The organism is Delftia sp. (assembly GCF_059499305.1).
Genome location: NZ_JCABYI010000008.1, coordinates 43061 through 57648, shown reverse-complemented (window position 1 = coordinate 57648; position 14588 = coordinate 43061). Strand labels below are relative to the sequence as shown.

Below are 14588 nucleotides of genomic sequence, written 5' to 3'. Positions count from 1 at the left end.
CCCGAGCGGCCCATGCGAGCCCGGCCATGATCCAGGACGACCGGCCGGCGCCCCCGGCCTCCTATCAGGCGCTTGATCTGCTGTGCACGCTGATGACCGTGCTCGACGAGCAAGGCGCCGTGCTTTTCGCCAACGCGGCCCTTGAGAACGCATTGGGCCTGTCGCGCCGCATGCTCGAAGGCAGCGAGCTGGCTGCCTGCTTCACCGAGCCGGCCTTGCTGGACAAGGCCTTGCGCGGCGCCCAGGACAACGACTTCGCCGCCCTGCGCTTCGAGGCCAGCCTGCACCGCGTGGGGGGCGATGCGCTTCCTGTGCACGTCACGGTTTCCCTGGCCGAGCGGCCCGGCCATGTGCTGGTGGAGTTCTGGCCGCTGGAGCAGCAGGCCCGCCAGGACCGCGAGGAGCGTTTGCGCGAGCAGGCCCAGGCGCACAAGGAGCTGATCCGCAACCTGGCCCACGAGATCAAGAACCCGCTGGGCGGCATCCGTGGCGCGGCCCAGCTGCTGCAGATGGATCTGGACGCGCCCGAGCTGCGCGAGTACACCGAAGTCATCATCCACGAGGCCGACCGTCTGCAGGCGCTGGTCGACCGGCTGCTGGCGCCGCACCGCCATCCGCACGAGGTCGGTGACGTCAACATCCACGAAGTCTGCGAGCGCGTGCGTTCGCTGGTGCTGGTCGAGCATCCTGCAGGGCTGACCATTACGCGCGACTACGACATCTCCATTCCCGAGTTCCGGGGCGACAGCGCACAGCTGATCCAGGCCGTGCTCAACATCGTCCAGAACGCGGCGCAGGCCTTGCACGAACGCATCGCGGCCGGCGATGCCGAGATCATTTTGAGAACCCGTGTGGCGCGCCAGGTAACTTTTGGTCGCCAACGCTACCGGTTGGCATTGGAATTGCATGTGATCGACAACGGGCCAGGCGTTCCCGATGCCATCAAGGAGCGGATCTTCTATCCGCTGGTATCGGGAAGGGATGGCGGTTCGGGACTGGGGCTGACGCTGGCGCAGACCTTCGTGCAGCGCCACCAGGGGCTGATCGAATGTGAAAGCCAGCCGGGCCGCACGGATTTCCGCATCCTCATTCCCCTGCCTTGAGGCCCACGGAAGTCAACACTGCAACAAGGGAAGGAAGCACCACCAATGAAACCGATCTGGATCGTGGATGATGACCCTTCCATCCGCTTCGTGCTGGAAAAGGCACTGGGCCGGGAAGGCTGGGCAACGCGCAGCTTCGTTCAGGCGCGCGACGTGCTCACGGCACTGTCCGATGTCGATGCCAGCGACCCGGCGCGCCAGCCACCACAGGTGCTGGTCAGCGATATCCGCATGCCCGGCGGCTCCGGCCTGGAACTGCTCGAGCAGATCCGCGCCCAGCAGCCCGGCCTGCCCGTCATCATCATGACCGCGTACTCCGACCTGGACAGTGCCGTCTCGGCCTTCCAGCGCGGAGCCTTCGAGTACCTGCCCAAACCCTTCGACCTGCCCAAGGCGGTGGAACTCATCCGCCGCGCGGTCGAGGAAAGCCTGCGCGAGGACGTGGCCGAGGCACAGGCCCCGCTGCAGGCCGAGATGCTGGGCCAGGCGCCTGCCATGCAGGACGTGTTCCGCGCCATCGGCCGGCTCAGCCAGAGCCAGGTCACGGTGCTGGTCACGGGCGAGTCGGGCTCGGGCAAGGAACTGGTGGCGCGCGCGCTGCACAAGCACTCGCCCGTGGCGGGCGGCCCCTTCGTGGCCATCAACACCGCCGCCATCCCCAAGGACCTGCTGGAGTCCGAGCTGTTCGGCCACGAGCGCGGCGCCTTCACGGGCGCACAGACCCAGCGGCGCGGCCGCTTCGAGCAGGCCGAGGGCGGCACGCTCTTTCTCGATGAAATCGGCGACATGCCTTTCGACCTGCAGACGCGCCTGCTGCGTGTGCTGTCGGACGGGCATTTCTACCGCGTGGGCGGCCACCAGGCCGTCAAGGCACATGTGCGCGTCATCGCCGCCACCCACCAGGACCTGGAGCAGCGCGTGCGCAACGGCGCCTTCCGCGAGGATCTGTTCCACCGTCTCAACGTCATCCGCCTGCGCCTGCCCGCGCTGCGCGAGCGCAACGAAGACGTGCCCATGCTGGCACGCCACTTCCTGCAGCAAAGCGCGCGGCAGCTGGGCGTGGAGCCCAAGCGCATGGGGGTCGATGCCATGCAGCGGCTGCAGTCGTTCGCCTTTCCCGGCAACGTGCGCCAGCTGGAGAACATCTGCCACTGGCTGACCGTCATGGCGCCAGCCCAGGTCATCTCGGTCAAGGACCTGCCTCCCGAGGTGCTGGGCGAGGCAGCGCCACCCGTGGGCGGCGGCAATGCCGGCGTGCCCGCACCGGTGGTGCTGTCGCATGCGCCGGCCGTGGCGGAAGAGGGAGTGGGCCGCATCGCCATGCCAGCCCCGTCGCTGGCCCAGCCGCATGACGGGGGGCTGGCCACGTCCGACCTGGACTGGGTGCATCTGCTGGGGCAGCAGGCGCGCCAGCTGCTGGAGCACACCCAGGCCCAGGGGCATGGCGAGGTCTGGGACCAGCTGTCCCGCCGCTTCGAGGCGCAGTTGATCCGCTCGGCCCTGGCCGTCACCCACGGCCGCCGGGTCGAGGCCGCCCAGCGCCTGGGCATAGGCCGCAACACCATCACCCGCAAGCTGCAGGAGCTGGGCATGGACGAGGACGCCTTCGAGTAAGGCAAGCCGGCGGGCGGCCGGGCCCTTGCCTTGGCAAGGGTCCGGCTCCTACAGGCCGGCGCCCGGGGTGCTGACGGGCCGGGCCGCCCGGGCTTGGGACAATGGAGTCCTCTTCGCTGGAACGGCCTACGTCCCGACCTATCGTGCCCACAGTCCTCTCCAACCTCTGGCAAAAGGCCAAACCCGCCCGCCCGGGCGTGATGTACCCATCGACACCGCGCAAGCTCGGCGAGCCGGTCGATGCGTACTGGCATGACCGCTATTTCCTGGAGCCGTACTTCGTGCCGGGGCGCGGCTACGACCAATACCGGCCCGCCTATGCACTGGGCTGGAAGGCTTCCCTGTCGCCGGAACACGCGCAGCAGGATTTCGAGTCCGCAGAAGCCCGGCTGGAAGAACGCTGGGAGCAGGAACGGGGCGGCAGCCTGCTGCACTGGAACCAGGTGCGTGAGGCCGTGGAGGCCTCCTGGCTGCAGGCGCGCCGGCGCACGCCCGCACAGCCTGCGGCTTCCACGCTGGAACTGCAGACCACGGCGCTGCTCAATGCCGTGCTGGCCCTGGGTCGCCAGGCCCATGTCCGGTTGGGCGAATGCATGGATCCCATGCCCCAGGGACTGATAGGCCAGGTACTGGCGCGCCACTTCAATGCCAGCCAGGTCCTGGTCGATGACCTGGAACGCGCCATCGACGCCAACGGCGGCGTGGTGCTGCCCGTGCGCGACAGCCGTGCCGCGCTGCGTCGCAACGCCTTCTGGGACGGGCTGCTGGGCAGGGAAGAGGGCGCGGACTACGTGCTGGACCAGGCAGAGTCCTGCCAGCAGCAATGGCTGAGCGCCTATGAAGCCGCCGAGCAGGCACGCCTGCCCAGGGCGCTCAGCGAGATTCTCCACCGCCAGTCCCTGATGCTGCGCGGCCATATCGAGGCCATCCACTGGCTGCGCTGCTACATGCTGTAGCGCAAGTCTGAAAGCCTAGCCCAATGTCACGACGACCGGCGCATGGTCGCTGGGCTGAGGGTTCTTGCGCGGCGCGCGGTCCACGATGCAGGCGGTGACGCTGGGACGCAAGGCCTCGCTGACCAGGATGTGGTCGATGCGCAGGCCCCGGTTCTTCTGGAAACCCAGCATCCGGTAGTCCCACCACGAATAGCTTTTCTCGGGCTGGTCGAACATGCGGAAGGCATCGGTCAGGCCCAGCTGCAGCAGCGCCTGGAAATGCGTGCGCTCTTCCACCGTGTGGTGGATCGTGTCCTTCAGGCCGATGGGATCGTAGGAGTCGCGGTCCTCGGGGGCCACGTTGAAGTCGCCCACCAGCACCAGGCGCGGATGGGCTGCCATCTCGCTTTTCACCCAGTCCTGCAGCGCCTGAAGCCAGCGCATCTTGTAGGCGAACTTGTCGGTGCCCGGCGCCTGCCCATTGACGAAGTAGCCGTTGATCAGGCGCACCGGGCCGCCTTCGGCATCGAGGGTGGCGGCAATGATGCGGGCCTGCTCGTCATCCAGGCCCGGGATATTGCGCACCACGTCGTGCACCGGCGTGCGCGTCAGCCAGGCCACGCCGTTGTAGGTCTTCTGTCCATGGCTGACCGCGTGGTAGCCGGCTTCCAGCAGCGCCTGCAGCGGAAACTTGTCGTCGGTGAGCTTGAGCTCCTGCAGCGCCAGCGCATCGACAGGATTGGCCTGCAGCCAGGCCAGCACCTGCGGCAGGCGCACGGACAGGGAGTTGACGTTCCAGGTGGCGATTTGCATAAATAAATCCAATTAAATCAAATGGTTGCGTGATTTTTCGATGGCTGCTCTTGTGGTGGTTGCCAGCCTGTTCACCCGAAAAATCATGCCCTTGCCGCAGCAGTCAGCCCCTATTTTGATGCGCGATTGCGCTTGGGTGTTTTTCAGGCGATTCGGCAGCGCGGCTGTCAGCCCTGGCTTCGGCCAGCGTATCGGCATGCGGGGCCGTTGACGTGATGGGACCTGCCTCGCCACGACCTTCATGGCACCGGGCAGACCTTGAATCAGATTGATCTGATTTCATCTCGGATGAAAGGTCCCTATGATTGAAAATTTACCAAGGAAATGCGGCCTTGGAATTTTTTATTATCCGGAGGTATTCAAAATGCATATATTCGCAGGTGCTTTTTGCAGAATAAACAAGGCTGTCATGATATTTATTTTGGCAATGATGGCCACCTCCGCATGGTCCCAATGCGAAATTAAAGATACAAGTGATGGGGCAGGCTATTACAAGTATGTGTTCAGTAATTTCAATCCCCCAGAATTCAATCCCACTGTGGCCAAGAACACGGTGATTTACTCAAAAGCCGCTGTGGCGGTACTGAGTAATGGGGTTGGCAAGAGATTGATGAATTGTAAGCAACGGGTCATGGGCTATAGCGTAGGTAAATCTACACCAGTCAATAATATATACCCGACGACAGTCGAGGGTATTGGAATGAGGGTTTCGACTATACATGGTGCTGCGCCTGTAAGTACTTCGGAGCATTCCGATCACCCCGGATCTTTTGCATATCAATTTTCCGATGTCAAAGTTGAGTTGATCAAGACCGCAGATGGCGATATCACTGCAGGTGGCGTGCTGGACAGCGATTTCCTGTATGAACGCGCGACTGATGCATCTGGCCAGATTCTCGCTCAATACAGCTTTTCCTCGCCCGTCGTCCTCCGGCCCAGGGTGCCCACTTGTACCCCACAGGCGCCGGAGCCCGTGCGCATGGCCCAGACTGTCGCTCAAAAACTCACCTCAATCGGCTCCACCGGTGCTCCCCGCTCCTTCCTCATCTCGTTGTTGTGCAAGGGCGGCATCCCAGGTTCGTTGACCAACGCCTATGTCACGCTGACGGACGTGGAAAATCCTGCAAATATCGGGAATGTTTTGACCCTGTCCAAAACCTCGGTGGCAAAAGGTGTGGGTGTGCAGATCCGCAAGGATGACCAGATACTGGGCTTTGGCCCGGACTCCAATGCCGCCGGCAACAGGAATCAATGGTTTGCAGGGTCTGTTGCCTACGGGCAGGAGCGGTTGGATATCCCGCTGACGGCGCGCTATGTCAAGACCGGAGAGAACGTGACCATAGGCAGTGCCAATGCGGCGGCGACCTTCACCATCAGCTACCAGTAGTTCCCCCTGATCCCTTGCGCTTTCGGTCTGACCGCTGCCAGGCCATTCAGCGTGGTCAGGCAAGTCTGCGGGTGCGCGGCCATGCCCGCAGAATACGCAGATGCTTGATCTACTCGTCATTCACGCCACGCTGCCCGACGGCCGCCAGGACATGTCCATCGCCGTGCAGGGCGGGCGCATCGTCGAGGTCGCGGCGGGCCTTTCAGCGCCTGCCCACCAGGTGGTCGATGCACAGCACCAGCTGGTGTCGCCTCCCTTCGTCGATCCGCATTTCCACATGGATGCCACGCTGAGCCACGGCCTGCCGCGCGTCAACCGCAGCGGCACGCTGCTGGAGGGCATAGCGCTGTGGGGCGAGCTCAAGCCGCTGCTCACGGCCGAGGCGCTGATCTCGCGCGCGCTGGAGTATTGCGACTGGGCGGCGGCCAAGGGGCTGCAGGCCATCCGCAGCCATGTGGATACCAGCGATGCCCGCCTGCTGGCCGTCGATGCGTTGCTGGAGGTCAAGCGCCAGGTGGCTCCCTATATCGACCTGCAGCTGGTGGCGTTTCCGCAGGACGGCGTGCTGCGCTCGCCCGGCGGCGTCGCCAACCTGCGGCGGGCGCTGGACAAGGGCGTGGACGTGGTGGGTGGCATTCCCCACTTCGAGCGCACCATGGCCGAGGGTGCCGACAGCGTCAGGCTGCTGTGCGAGCTGGCGGCCGAGCGCGGCCTGCTGGTGGACATGCACTGCGACGAGTCCGACGACCCGCTGTCGCGCCACATCGAAACCCTGGCCTTCGAGGCGCAGCGCCTGGGCCTGCAGGGCCGCGTCACGGGCTCGCACTGCACCTCCATGCACAGCATGGACAACTACTACGTGAGCAAGCTGCTGCCGCTGATCGCCGAAAGCGGCGTGGCCGTGATTGCCAATCCGCTGATCAACATCACGCTGCAGGGCCGCCAGGACAGCTATCCCAAGCGCCGCGGCATGACGCGCGTGCCCGAGCTGCTGGCCGCAGGCGTCAACGTGGCCTTCGGCCATGACTGCGTGATGGACCCGTGGTACGGCATGGGCTCGGGCGACATGCTGGAGGTCGCCCACATGGGCCTGCATGTGGCGCAGATGACCGGCCAGGACGGCATGCGCGACTGCTTCGACGCCGTGACCACGCGCGCGGCGCGTGTGATGCACCTGGACGGCTATGGCATCGAGGCCGGCTGCGATGCCAGCTTCGTGCTGCTGCAGGCGCGCGATGCGGCCGAGGCGATACGGCTGCGCGCCACGCGCCTGAAGGTGTTCCGCAAGGGCCGGTTGCTGGCCGAGGCGCCTGCTGCAACGGCTGCGCTGCATCTGCCGGGCCGCCCGGCAAGAATCGACTGGCGGCGCTGAACCGGCGCTGAACCGCCGGCGCGCTGGCGCCGGCCTCAGGCGCCGGCCAAGCTGGCCTCGCGCACGATGGTCTGCAGGGCCACCAGGTCCCTCACCACCAGGCCCTGGGCTTCCACGCGAATGCAGGCGTCGCGCTCCATGCGCTTGAGCTCCTGGTTCACGCGCTGGCGCGAGGCGCCCAGCAACTGGGCCAGCTCCTCCTGCACCAGTTGCAGGCCTATGCGCAGCTCGCGCGGGTCGTCCAGCACCTGTGTGCCGTAGCTGCGCGACAGGTGCAGCAGCTGCTTGGCCAGGCGTGCGCGCAGGGGCAGGGTGTTGAGGTCTTCCACCAGCCCGTAGGTCTGGCGTATGCGGTGGGCCTGCAGGCGCAGCAGGGCGTCGTAGAACTCCACATGCGTGGCCAGGATGGCGTGGAAGCTCTCCTTGTCCACGCACAGCAGCGTGGTGTCGCCGTGGGCATAGGCATCGCGCGTGCGCGGCTCGTCAAGAAAGGTGGACATGGCGCCGAACCAGGCGCCCGGCTCCACATAGGCCAGCGTGGTCTGCCGACCCGACAGGCTGGTCGAGCTCATGCGCACGGCGCCCTGCGCACAGGCATACCACCTGTGCGGCACATCGCCGCGTGCATAGATCAGTGCCCCGTCCTTGAGCCGCCGGACCGTGGTCTGGCGCAGGATGTCATGGCGCAGCGAGGGCGAGAGGCTGCAGAACCACTGGCCGGAATTGATGGCCTCGCGCTCGGCGGGGGTGAGCATGGGCTCGTGGGTACTCGTTTGCAAACCGCTTGTCTCCAATCGGCCGCAATTTTAGGGCGTGCGGGCCTGCGGATAGGCGTGCAATTGCTCGCGCAGCAACTGCACGAAGCAGTCGGCCCTTTCGGTGGGGGCGTATTGGGGCGGCAGGGCCAGCACCACCTCCACCGCGCAGGCTGGCAGCAGTGGCAGCACACGCAGGTCGCGCGCGAACACCGAGGCCACGTAGGGGTTGACCACGCCCAGCCCCAGCCCTTGGGCGGCCAGGGTGCAGATGGTGGAGGAGTAGGTGGTCTCCATGGTGGAGCCGGCTTCTATTCCGTGTTCCTGCATGGTGTGGCGCAGTTGCAGGTAGATGTCGTCATCGGCGTTGAGCGTCAGCAGCAGCTGGCCCTGCAGGTCGCGCACATGCAGCCGTGTGCGCGTGGCCAATGCATGGTCCGGGTGCATGACGCAGACGGCGCGGCTGCGGTGCAGCACGGTGGCGTCCAGCTCGGGCGTGCTCAGCGCCATGGTGCTGACCACCAGGTCGAAGTGGCCATGCAGCAGGCCCTCGCGCAAGGGCGTGGAGCCCAGGGTCTGCAGGCTGATGTGGGTGCCCGGGTAGCGCTGCGCGAAGCTGCGCACCACGGCCGGGATCACGCTCAGGCCCAGGGCCGGCGTGCAGCCTATGCGCAGCGTGCCGGCGCCGGACTGGCGCAGTGCGGCCAGGTCGCGCTCTATGCGCTCGCGCCCCAGGAAATGCTGCTGCACGGTGGCGAACAGTTCCACGGCCTCGGCCGTGGGGCGCAGGCGGCCCTTGTGCATGTCGAACAGCTTGAGCCCTGCGGCCGCCTGCATCTGGGCCAGCAGCCGGCTGACCGAAGGCTGCGTGGTGTGCAGCAGCCGCGCGGCGGCCGTGGTGGTGCCGGTCTGCATGACGGCGCGGAAGGCCTCGATCTCTCGGGAGCTCAGGGGTCTGGACATGGCGGTTCGGTCCTGCTCGGGGTGGCTGGCAATGTATATCTTTTCTGTATAGAGGCCACGGAAAAATGCATTTTTCCAAAGATGCCCCGCTTTCTACACTGGCCTCATTGCATCGTTTGCCCAGGCGCAGCAGCGCCATCGAAAGGATTCCATGATCAAGACAAGCGCAGGCCGCAAAGCCGCCATGCTCGCTGTGGCCATCTCCGCCTCGTTGGCTGGCACGGCACCAGTCGCCGCCATCGCGCAGGATGGCTTTCCCCAGCCGGGGCGCCAGCTGCGCATCATCGTGCCGTTCACTGCAGGCGGCAGCTCCGACGTGCAGGCACGCATGCTGGCCGACCGCCTGAGCCGGCTCTGGGGCCAGCCGGTGGTGGTGGAAAACAAACCCGGCGCGGGCGGTCATCTGGGAGGCCGATATGTGGCCGATCAGCCGGCCGACGGCTACACGCTGATGGTGGGCTCCATCGGCCTGCATGCCGCCTATGGCGTGTACGGCAAGCTGGCCTATGACCCCGCAAAGGATCTGCGCGTGGTGACCGTGCTGGCCGAGATGCCGCATGTGGTGGTGGCCACGCCCAGCCTTGCCGCCAGCAACCTGGCCGAGCTGACGGCGCTGGCCAAAAAGGCGCCTGGCACGGTCAACTTCGGCTCGGCCGGCGTGGGCTCGTCGGTGCACATGATGGGTGAGCTGTACAAGCTGCAGGCGGGCGCGCCCATCGTGCACGTGCCTTATCGCGGCAGCTCGGCCGCGATCAACGACCTGCTGGGCGGCCAGATCCAGCTCATGTTCGAGAACCCGCCCACGGTGCTGTCGCACATACGCGGCGGCAAGCTCAAGGCGCTGGCCGTCACGGGCAGCCAGCGACTGCCGGCCCTGCCGGACGTGCCCACGGCGGCCGAGTCCGGGCTCAAAGACTTTGTGGCCACCTCCTGGACCACGGTGGCCGTCTCCTCCAAGGTGCCCGAGGCCATCGTCAAAAAGCTCAATGACGACATCCGAAAGGTCGTGGCCACGCCCGAGTTCCGCAAGGGCCTGCAAGAGCAGGGCATGAGCGCCGTCGCCAACAGCCTGCCTGAGGCGCAATCCTTCGTTGCCCGCGAAAAGCAGCGCTGGGACCGCGTGATCGCCGAAGGCCACATCTCCGCCCAATGAAACGCTCCATGACTTCGAACACCCCCGCATCCTTCGTCCCCTGCCGCCGCCTGGGCGATGGCCGCCAGCACCACTTTTTCGGCTACTACAACAAGTCCAGCTGGGACCGCAGCAATCGCCTGGTGCTGGCGCAGCAAACGCCGTGGATGGACCAGTACCTCACGCCCCAGGCGCGGGCGTCCATCGGCTACTTCGATACCGAAAACGGCGACCGCTTCCACGCCGTGGGCGAGACCGGCGCCTGGAACTGGCAGATGGGCAGCCAGCTGCAGTGGCTGGACGGGCTGGCGGGCCGCCAGCTGATCCACAACGACAGGACGGCAGATTCCGGGGGGCGCTATCCGGGCTTCGGCTCCGTGGTCATCGATGTGGACAGCGGCGCGCGGCGCACCCTGCCCATGCCCGTCTATGTGGTGGCGCCCAGCAGTGCCTGGGCGCTGTGCGTGGACTACCGGCGCCTTTACATCACGCACGAAACCATTGGCTACAGCGAAGAGGGTGGTCCCTTCGCCTTGCCCCTGGCGCCCGAGGAAGACGGCATCTGGCGCATGGAGGTCGCGACGGGCGAGGCAAGGCTGCTGGCCAGCTATGCGCGCCTCAAGGCATTTCATCACCGCACATCGATGGACAAGGCCATCCACTGGGTCAGCCATATCGAGGTCAACCCGTCTTCCTCGCGCATTCTTTTCCTGCACCGCTGGACCGAACGCGTCAAGGACGAAACCTGCTTTCTGCACCGCCTCATCACCATGGCGCCTGATGGGTCCGACATGCGCCTGCTCGAATGCTCGGACCATCCGCTGCCCCAGCTGGCCGACGACTTCGACCCGATGGCCGTGGGCACGTTCGACTACGAAAAGTCCGAATACCAGATCTCGCATCCGCTGTGGCAGGACGACAGCCACATCATTGTGTGGGGCCCGCATGCCGGGGAGATCCACTATCACCTCTATGACGATGTGGACGGCGGTGACGTGCAGGTGGTGGGCGCAGGCGTGCTGGTGGAGAACGGCCACATGAGCTTCTCGCCCGTGGACACGCGCTGGCTGCTCAGCGACACCTATCCCGACGACCGAACGCACGAGCGCTTCCTTTTCCTGTACGACATGCACACGGGCGAGCGCCACGACCTGGGCTGCTTCTACGCCTCTCCCGATCTCAGCAAGGAAAACCGCTGCGACCTGCACCCGCGCTGGAGCCGTGACGGGCGCCAGGTCTGCATCGACTCCGTGCACGAGCACCAGCGGCAGATGTATGTGCTGGATGTGTCGGGGATCGTGGAGGCCCCGAGATAGCTATTTGCGGGGCCTTGGAACCTCAGTGCCCCCAGCGCAGCACCAGCGGATCGAGCCGCCGTGCAATGTCCAGCAACTGGCGGCGCACCTCGGGGTGCATGGGCGGCCAGGGCGCGCGCGGCGCGTCGCAGGCGATCACGCCGCCGGCCTTCATCAGCGCCTTGGCGGCCAGGAAGCCGGCCTGGCGGTTTTCGTGGTTGATCAGGGGCAGCCAGCGCTGGTAGAGGGCGAATGCGGTGTCGGGGTCGCCGTTTCTGTGGGCTTCGATGATGGGGCGTATGCCGTCGGCAAAGCCGCCGCCCGTCATGGAGCCCGTGGCGCCGGCCTCCAGGTCGGCCAGCAGGGTGATGGCTTCCTCGCCGTCCCAGGGGCCTTCGATGGCCTCGCCGCCCAGGGCGATGAGTTCGCGCAGCTTGCCGGCGGCGCCTGCGGTTTCCATCTTGAAGTAGCAGACCTGCTCGATCTCGCGGGCCATGCGCGCGAGGAAGGCGGGGGACAGCGGCGTGCCTGCGGCCGGCGCGTCCTGCACCATGATGGGAATGGCGATGGCATCGGACACGGCCTGGAAGAAGCCCTGGATCTGGGGCTCGCCGAAGCGGAAGGTGGCGCCGTGGTAGGGCGGCATGACCATCACCATGGCCGCACCCATGTCCTGCGCGCGGCGGCTTCGCTCGGCGCACACGCGCGATGAGGTGTGCGTGGTGGTGACGATCACGGGCACGCGGCCCGCCACATGTTCCAGCGCCGTGCGCGTGAGGACCTCGCGCTCGTCATCGGCCAGCAGGAACTGCTCGGAGAAGTTGGCCAGGATGCACAGGCCGTCCACGCCCGAGTCGATCATGAAGTCCAGGCAGCGCCTCTGGCTGGCCAGGTCGAGCGTGCCGTCCTCGTGGAAGGTGGTGGGTACCACGGGGAAGATGCCGCTGTAGCGCGGCCGAGAAATTCCGGGCATGGCGTGCTCCCTCATTCGACGATGCGGAACTGGTCCAGGTACTCGGTCTTGAGCGTGAGGCCCAGGCCCGGCACATCGTCCCTGAGCTGCAGGAAGCCGTTCTCGGCCACGGGCTCGCCGTCGAAGATGTACCAGAACAGCTCGTTGCCCACTTCCACGTCGAAGATGGGGAAGTACTCGGCCATGGGCGAGGCCAGCGTGCTCATGGTCAGGTGGTAGTTGTGCATCTGGCCCGCATGCGGGATCACGGGCACGCTGAACGCCTCGCACAGTGCATTGATCTTGTGCGCGGCCGTGATGCCGCCCACGCGGTTGGTGTCGTACTGCACGACGCTGACGGCCTTCTTGTCCAGCAGCTGCTTGAAGCCGTAGAGGCTGAACTCGTGCTCGCCGCCCGAGATCGGAATGCTGCTGAGGCGGCTGAGTTCGGCGTAGCCGTCGATGTCGTCGGCGATCACGGGCTCCTCCAGCCAGCGCGGCTCGAACTTCTCCAGCTTGGGCAGCATGCGCCTGGCGTACTCCAGGTTCCAGCCCATGTAGCACTCCAGCATCAGGTCGCAGTCGTAGCCTATGACTTCGCGCACGGCCTCGACCGAGCGCAGGTTCTCGCGCACGCCTTCCTGCAGATGGGCCGGGCCGTAGCCGAAGCGCATCTTGAAGGCCTTGAAGCCCTGGTCCAGGAATTTTTGCGCCTCTTGCTGCATGGCCTTGAGGTCGGTGCGGTAGAGCTTGCTGTAGTAGCAGGGAATCCTTTGCTTGGTGCGCCCGCCCAGCAGCTTGAACACGGGCTTGTTCACGCTCTTGCCCAGGATGTCCCAGATGGCCAGGTCCACGGCCGAGATGGCGGCCATGGTCACGCCCTTGCGGCCCCAGGCGTGCGTGGCGCGGTACATGCGCTGCCACAGGTATTCGTAGTCCCACGGGTCGTGGCCGATGACCAGGGGCGCCAGGTACTCGTCGATGATGGCTTTGGCGATGCGCGGCGCCAGCGCCACGTTGCCCAGGCCGACGATGCCGTCGTCGGTCTCGATCTCCACCACCGTCCAGGAATGGAAGCGGAAGGTGGACATGGTCTCCTGCGGCGCATAGAGCAGGTCCATGGCGTTGGAGCAGAAGTTGCCCTGGGGCGGCACGGTCTTGCCTTGCCATTCGTAGACGCGGGAGCGGACGGATTTGATTTTCATGATGGTGAGGGCGGGGGAGTGAAGTCAGTCAGGACAGGCGCGCGGCGCCCATGCGGCAGGCGATCAGGAAGGCCTGCCAGGTGGCCTCCACGCTGGCCCGGCCCTGGCCCGCGATGTCATAGGCCGTGCCGTGGGCCGGCGTGGTGATGGGGATCGGCAGGCCGCCCTGCACGGTCACGCCGCGCGAGAAGCCCAGCAGCTTGATGGCGATCTGGCCCTGGTCGTGGTACATGGTCACGATGGCCTGGTACTCGCCGGCCTGGGCCTTCAGGAAGATGGTGTCGGCCGGGAAGGGGCCGTGGAACGGGTCGGGCGTGGGCCAGTCGCGGGCCTGCAGCGCGCGCACGGCCGGCGCGATGATGTCGATCTCCTCGCGCCCGCAGGTGCCGCCGTCGCCGTTGTGCGGGTTGAAGCCCGCAATCGCCACCTTGGGGGCTGCCATGCCGCTGGCCAGCAGCGCGCGGTAGATCAGCTCGGCCGCCTGGGCGATGCGCTCCTGGCTCAGATAGCTGGCCACGTCCCTGAGCGGCACATGGGACGAAATGCGCGAGGTCCACAGATCGCCCAGCGTGTTGAATTCGCAGAAATAGCCGCTCACACCCAGGTACTCGGCAAAGTGGTGCAGCTCGTCCTCATGGCGCAGGCCGCCCAGCTTCATGGCCTGCTTGTTGAGCGGCGCAAAGCAGATGGCGTCGATCTGGCCGGCCTGGGCCGCGTCCATGCACCGGTCCAGCACCTGCAGCACCGAGCGCCCGCCTGCGGCTTCGGCACGGCCTGGGTGCACGGCATCGGGGGCCACCGTGTCCAGGGCCAGGAAGGCGGGCAGTGCAGTATCGGTGCGGCCCCGTGCAAGGGCCATGCTGGCGATGGGCGCGGTGGCCACCTGCAGGCCCGCGATGCGCTGGCCCTGCTGCCACAGCCAGGGGTCGCCGGCCAGCACGATGTTGGCCTTTTGCATGGCCTCGGGCCGCGCCAGCAGGCGTGCGATCAGTTCGGCGCCTATGCCGGCGGGATCGCCCAGGGTCAGGGCGACGACGGGAAGTTCGGATGCGGGCATGTGCG

General features: G+C 66.1%; 13 protein-coding genes. 7 read left to right on the top strand and 6 right to left on the bottom strand.

What is annotated here, in order from left to right; all coding sequences use genetic code 11:
* Positions 1 to 26 precede the first annotated feature (26 nt).
* The 3 genes from glnL (at position 27) to AC5I49_RS05815 (ending at position 3673) form a co-directional block, all read left to right on the top strand.
* The gene (gene glnL / locus AC5I49_RS05825; protein ID WP_016447543.1) at positions 27 to 1103 is read left to right on the top strand and encodes a nitrogen regulation protein NR(II); all 1077 of its coding nucleotides are present in this window, start codon (positions 27 to 29) and stop codon (positions 1101 to 1103) included.
* 45 nt (positions 1104 to 1148) lie between these two features.
* On the top strand, positions 1149 to 2717 hold the full coding sequence (ntrC, locus tag AC5I49_RS05820; RefSeq protein WP_016451298.1) for a nitrogen regulation protein NR(I): 1569 nt from the start codon (positions 1149 to 1151) through the stop codon (positions 2715 to 2717).
* 143 nt (positions 2718 to 2860) lie between these two features.
* Positions 2861 to 3673 carry a hypothetical protein gene (locus tag AC5I49_RS05815; RefSeq protein WP_254787853.1) on the top strand — a complete coding sequence of 271 codons (813 nt, stop codon included), beginning with the start codon at positions 2861 to 2863 and terminating at the stop codon, positions 3671 to 3673.
* A gap of 15 nt (positions 3674 to 3688) precedes the next feature.
* Here AC5I49_RS05815 and xth read toward each other — a convergent pair whose 3' ends face one another.
* A complete protein-coding gene (gene xth, locus AC5I49_RS05810) occupies positions 3689 to 4465 on the bottom strand; it encodes an exodeoxyribonuclease III (protein ID WP_495788978.1) in 777 nt (258 codons plus the stop codon).
* Positions 4466 to 4766: 301 nt separating this feature from the next.
* Here xth and AC5I49_RS05805 point away from each other — a divergent pair, with 301 nt between their 5' ends.
* Positions 4767 to 5852 carry a fimbrial protein gene (locus AC5I49_RS05805; RefSeq protein WP_495788977.1) on the top strand — a complete coding sequence of 362 codons (1086 nt, stop codon included), beginning with the start codon at positions 4767 to 4769 and terminating at the stop codon, positions 5850 to 5852.
* 100 nt (positions 5853 to 5952) lie between these two features.
* Complete coding sequence (locus tag AC5I49_RS05800; RefSeq protein ID WP_016451303.1) at positions 5953 to 7224, top strand: amidohydrolase family protein; 1272 nt, start codon at positions 5953 to 5955, stop codon at positions 7222 to 7224.
* A gap of 35 nt (positions 7225 to 7259) precedes the next feature.
* On the opposite strand, the gene AC5I49_RS05795 is transcribed toward AC5I49_RS05800, so the two are convergent.
* Both AC5I49_RS05795 and AC5I49_RS05790 read right to left on the bottom strand, forming a co-directional pair.
* On the bottom strand, positions 7260 to 7979 hold the full coding sequence (locus AC5I49_RS05795; RefSeq protein WP_016451304.1) for a Crp/Fnr family transcriptional regulator: 720 nt from the start codon (positions 7977 to 7979) through the stop codon (positions 7260 to 7262).
* 51 nt (positions 7980 to 8030) lie between these two features.
* Entirely contained in the window at positions 8031 to 8942 is a 912-nt protein-coding gene (locus tag AC5I49_RS05790; protein ID WP_495788976.1) for a LysR family transcriptional regulator, read from the bottom strand.
* A 151-nt stretch (positions 8943 to 9093) separates the two neighbouring features.
* Between AC5I49_RS05790 and AC5I49_RS05785 the strand changes: the two genes are divergently transcribed.
* Together AC5I49_RS05785 and AC5I49_RS05780 are read left to right on the top strand one after the other, a co-directional pair.
* The gene (locus AC5I49_RS05785; RefSeq protein WP_046238152.1) at positions 9094 to 10095 is read left to right on the top strand and encodes a Bug family tripartite tricarboxylate transporter substrate binding protein; all 1002 of its coding nucleotides are present in this window, start codon (positions 9094 to 9096) and stop codon (positions 10093 to 10095) included.
* Complete coding sequence (locus AC5I49_RS05780; protein ID WP_495788975.1) at positions 10092 to 11390, top strand: hypothetical protein; 1299 nt, start codon at positions 10092 to 10094, stop codon at positions 11388 to 11390. The genes AC5I49_RS05785 and AC5I49_RS05780 overlap by 4 nt, the downstream gene beginning before the upstream one ends.
* Before the next feature lie 22 nt (positions 11391 to 11412).
* Here AC5I49_RS05780 and AC5I49_RS05775 read toward each other — a convergent pair whose 3' ends face one another.
* The 3 genes from AC5I49_RS05775 to AC5I49_RS05765 are packed head-to-tail and all read right to left on the bottom strand — an operon-like array spanning position 11413 to position 14583.
* Entirely contained in the window at positions 11413 to 12342 is a 930-nt protein-coding gene (locus AC5I49_RS05775) for a dihydrodipicolinate synthase family protein (protein WP_495788974.1), read from the bottom strand.
* Between the two features lie 11 nt (positions 12343 to 12353).
* Entirely contained in the window at positions 12354 to 13526 is a 1173-nt protein-coding gene (locus AC5I49_RS05770) for an L-rhamnonate dehydratase (protein WP_043790762.1), read from the bottom strand.
* Between the two features lie 28 nt (positions 13527 to 13554).
* Complete coding sequence (locus tag AC5I49_RS05765) at positions 13555 to 14583, bottom strand: 4-hydroxythreonine-4-phosphate dehydrogenase PdxA (protein ID WP_495788973.1); 1029 nt, start codon at positions 14581 to 14583, stop codon at positions 13555 to 13557.
* Positions 14584 to 14588: the final 5 nt, after the last annotated feature.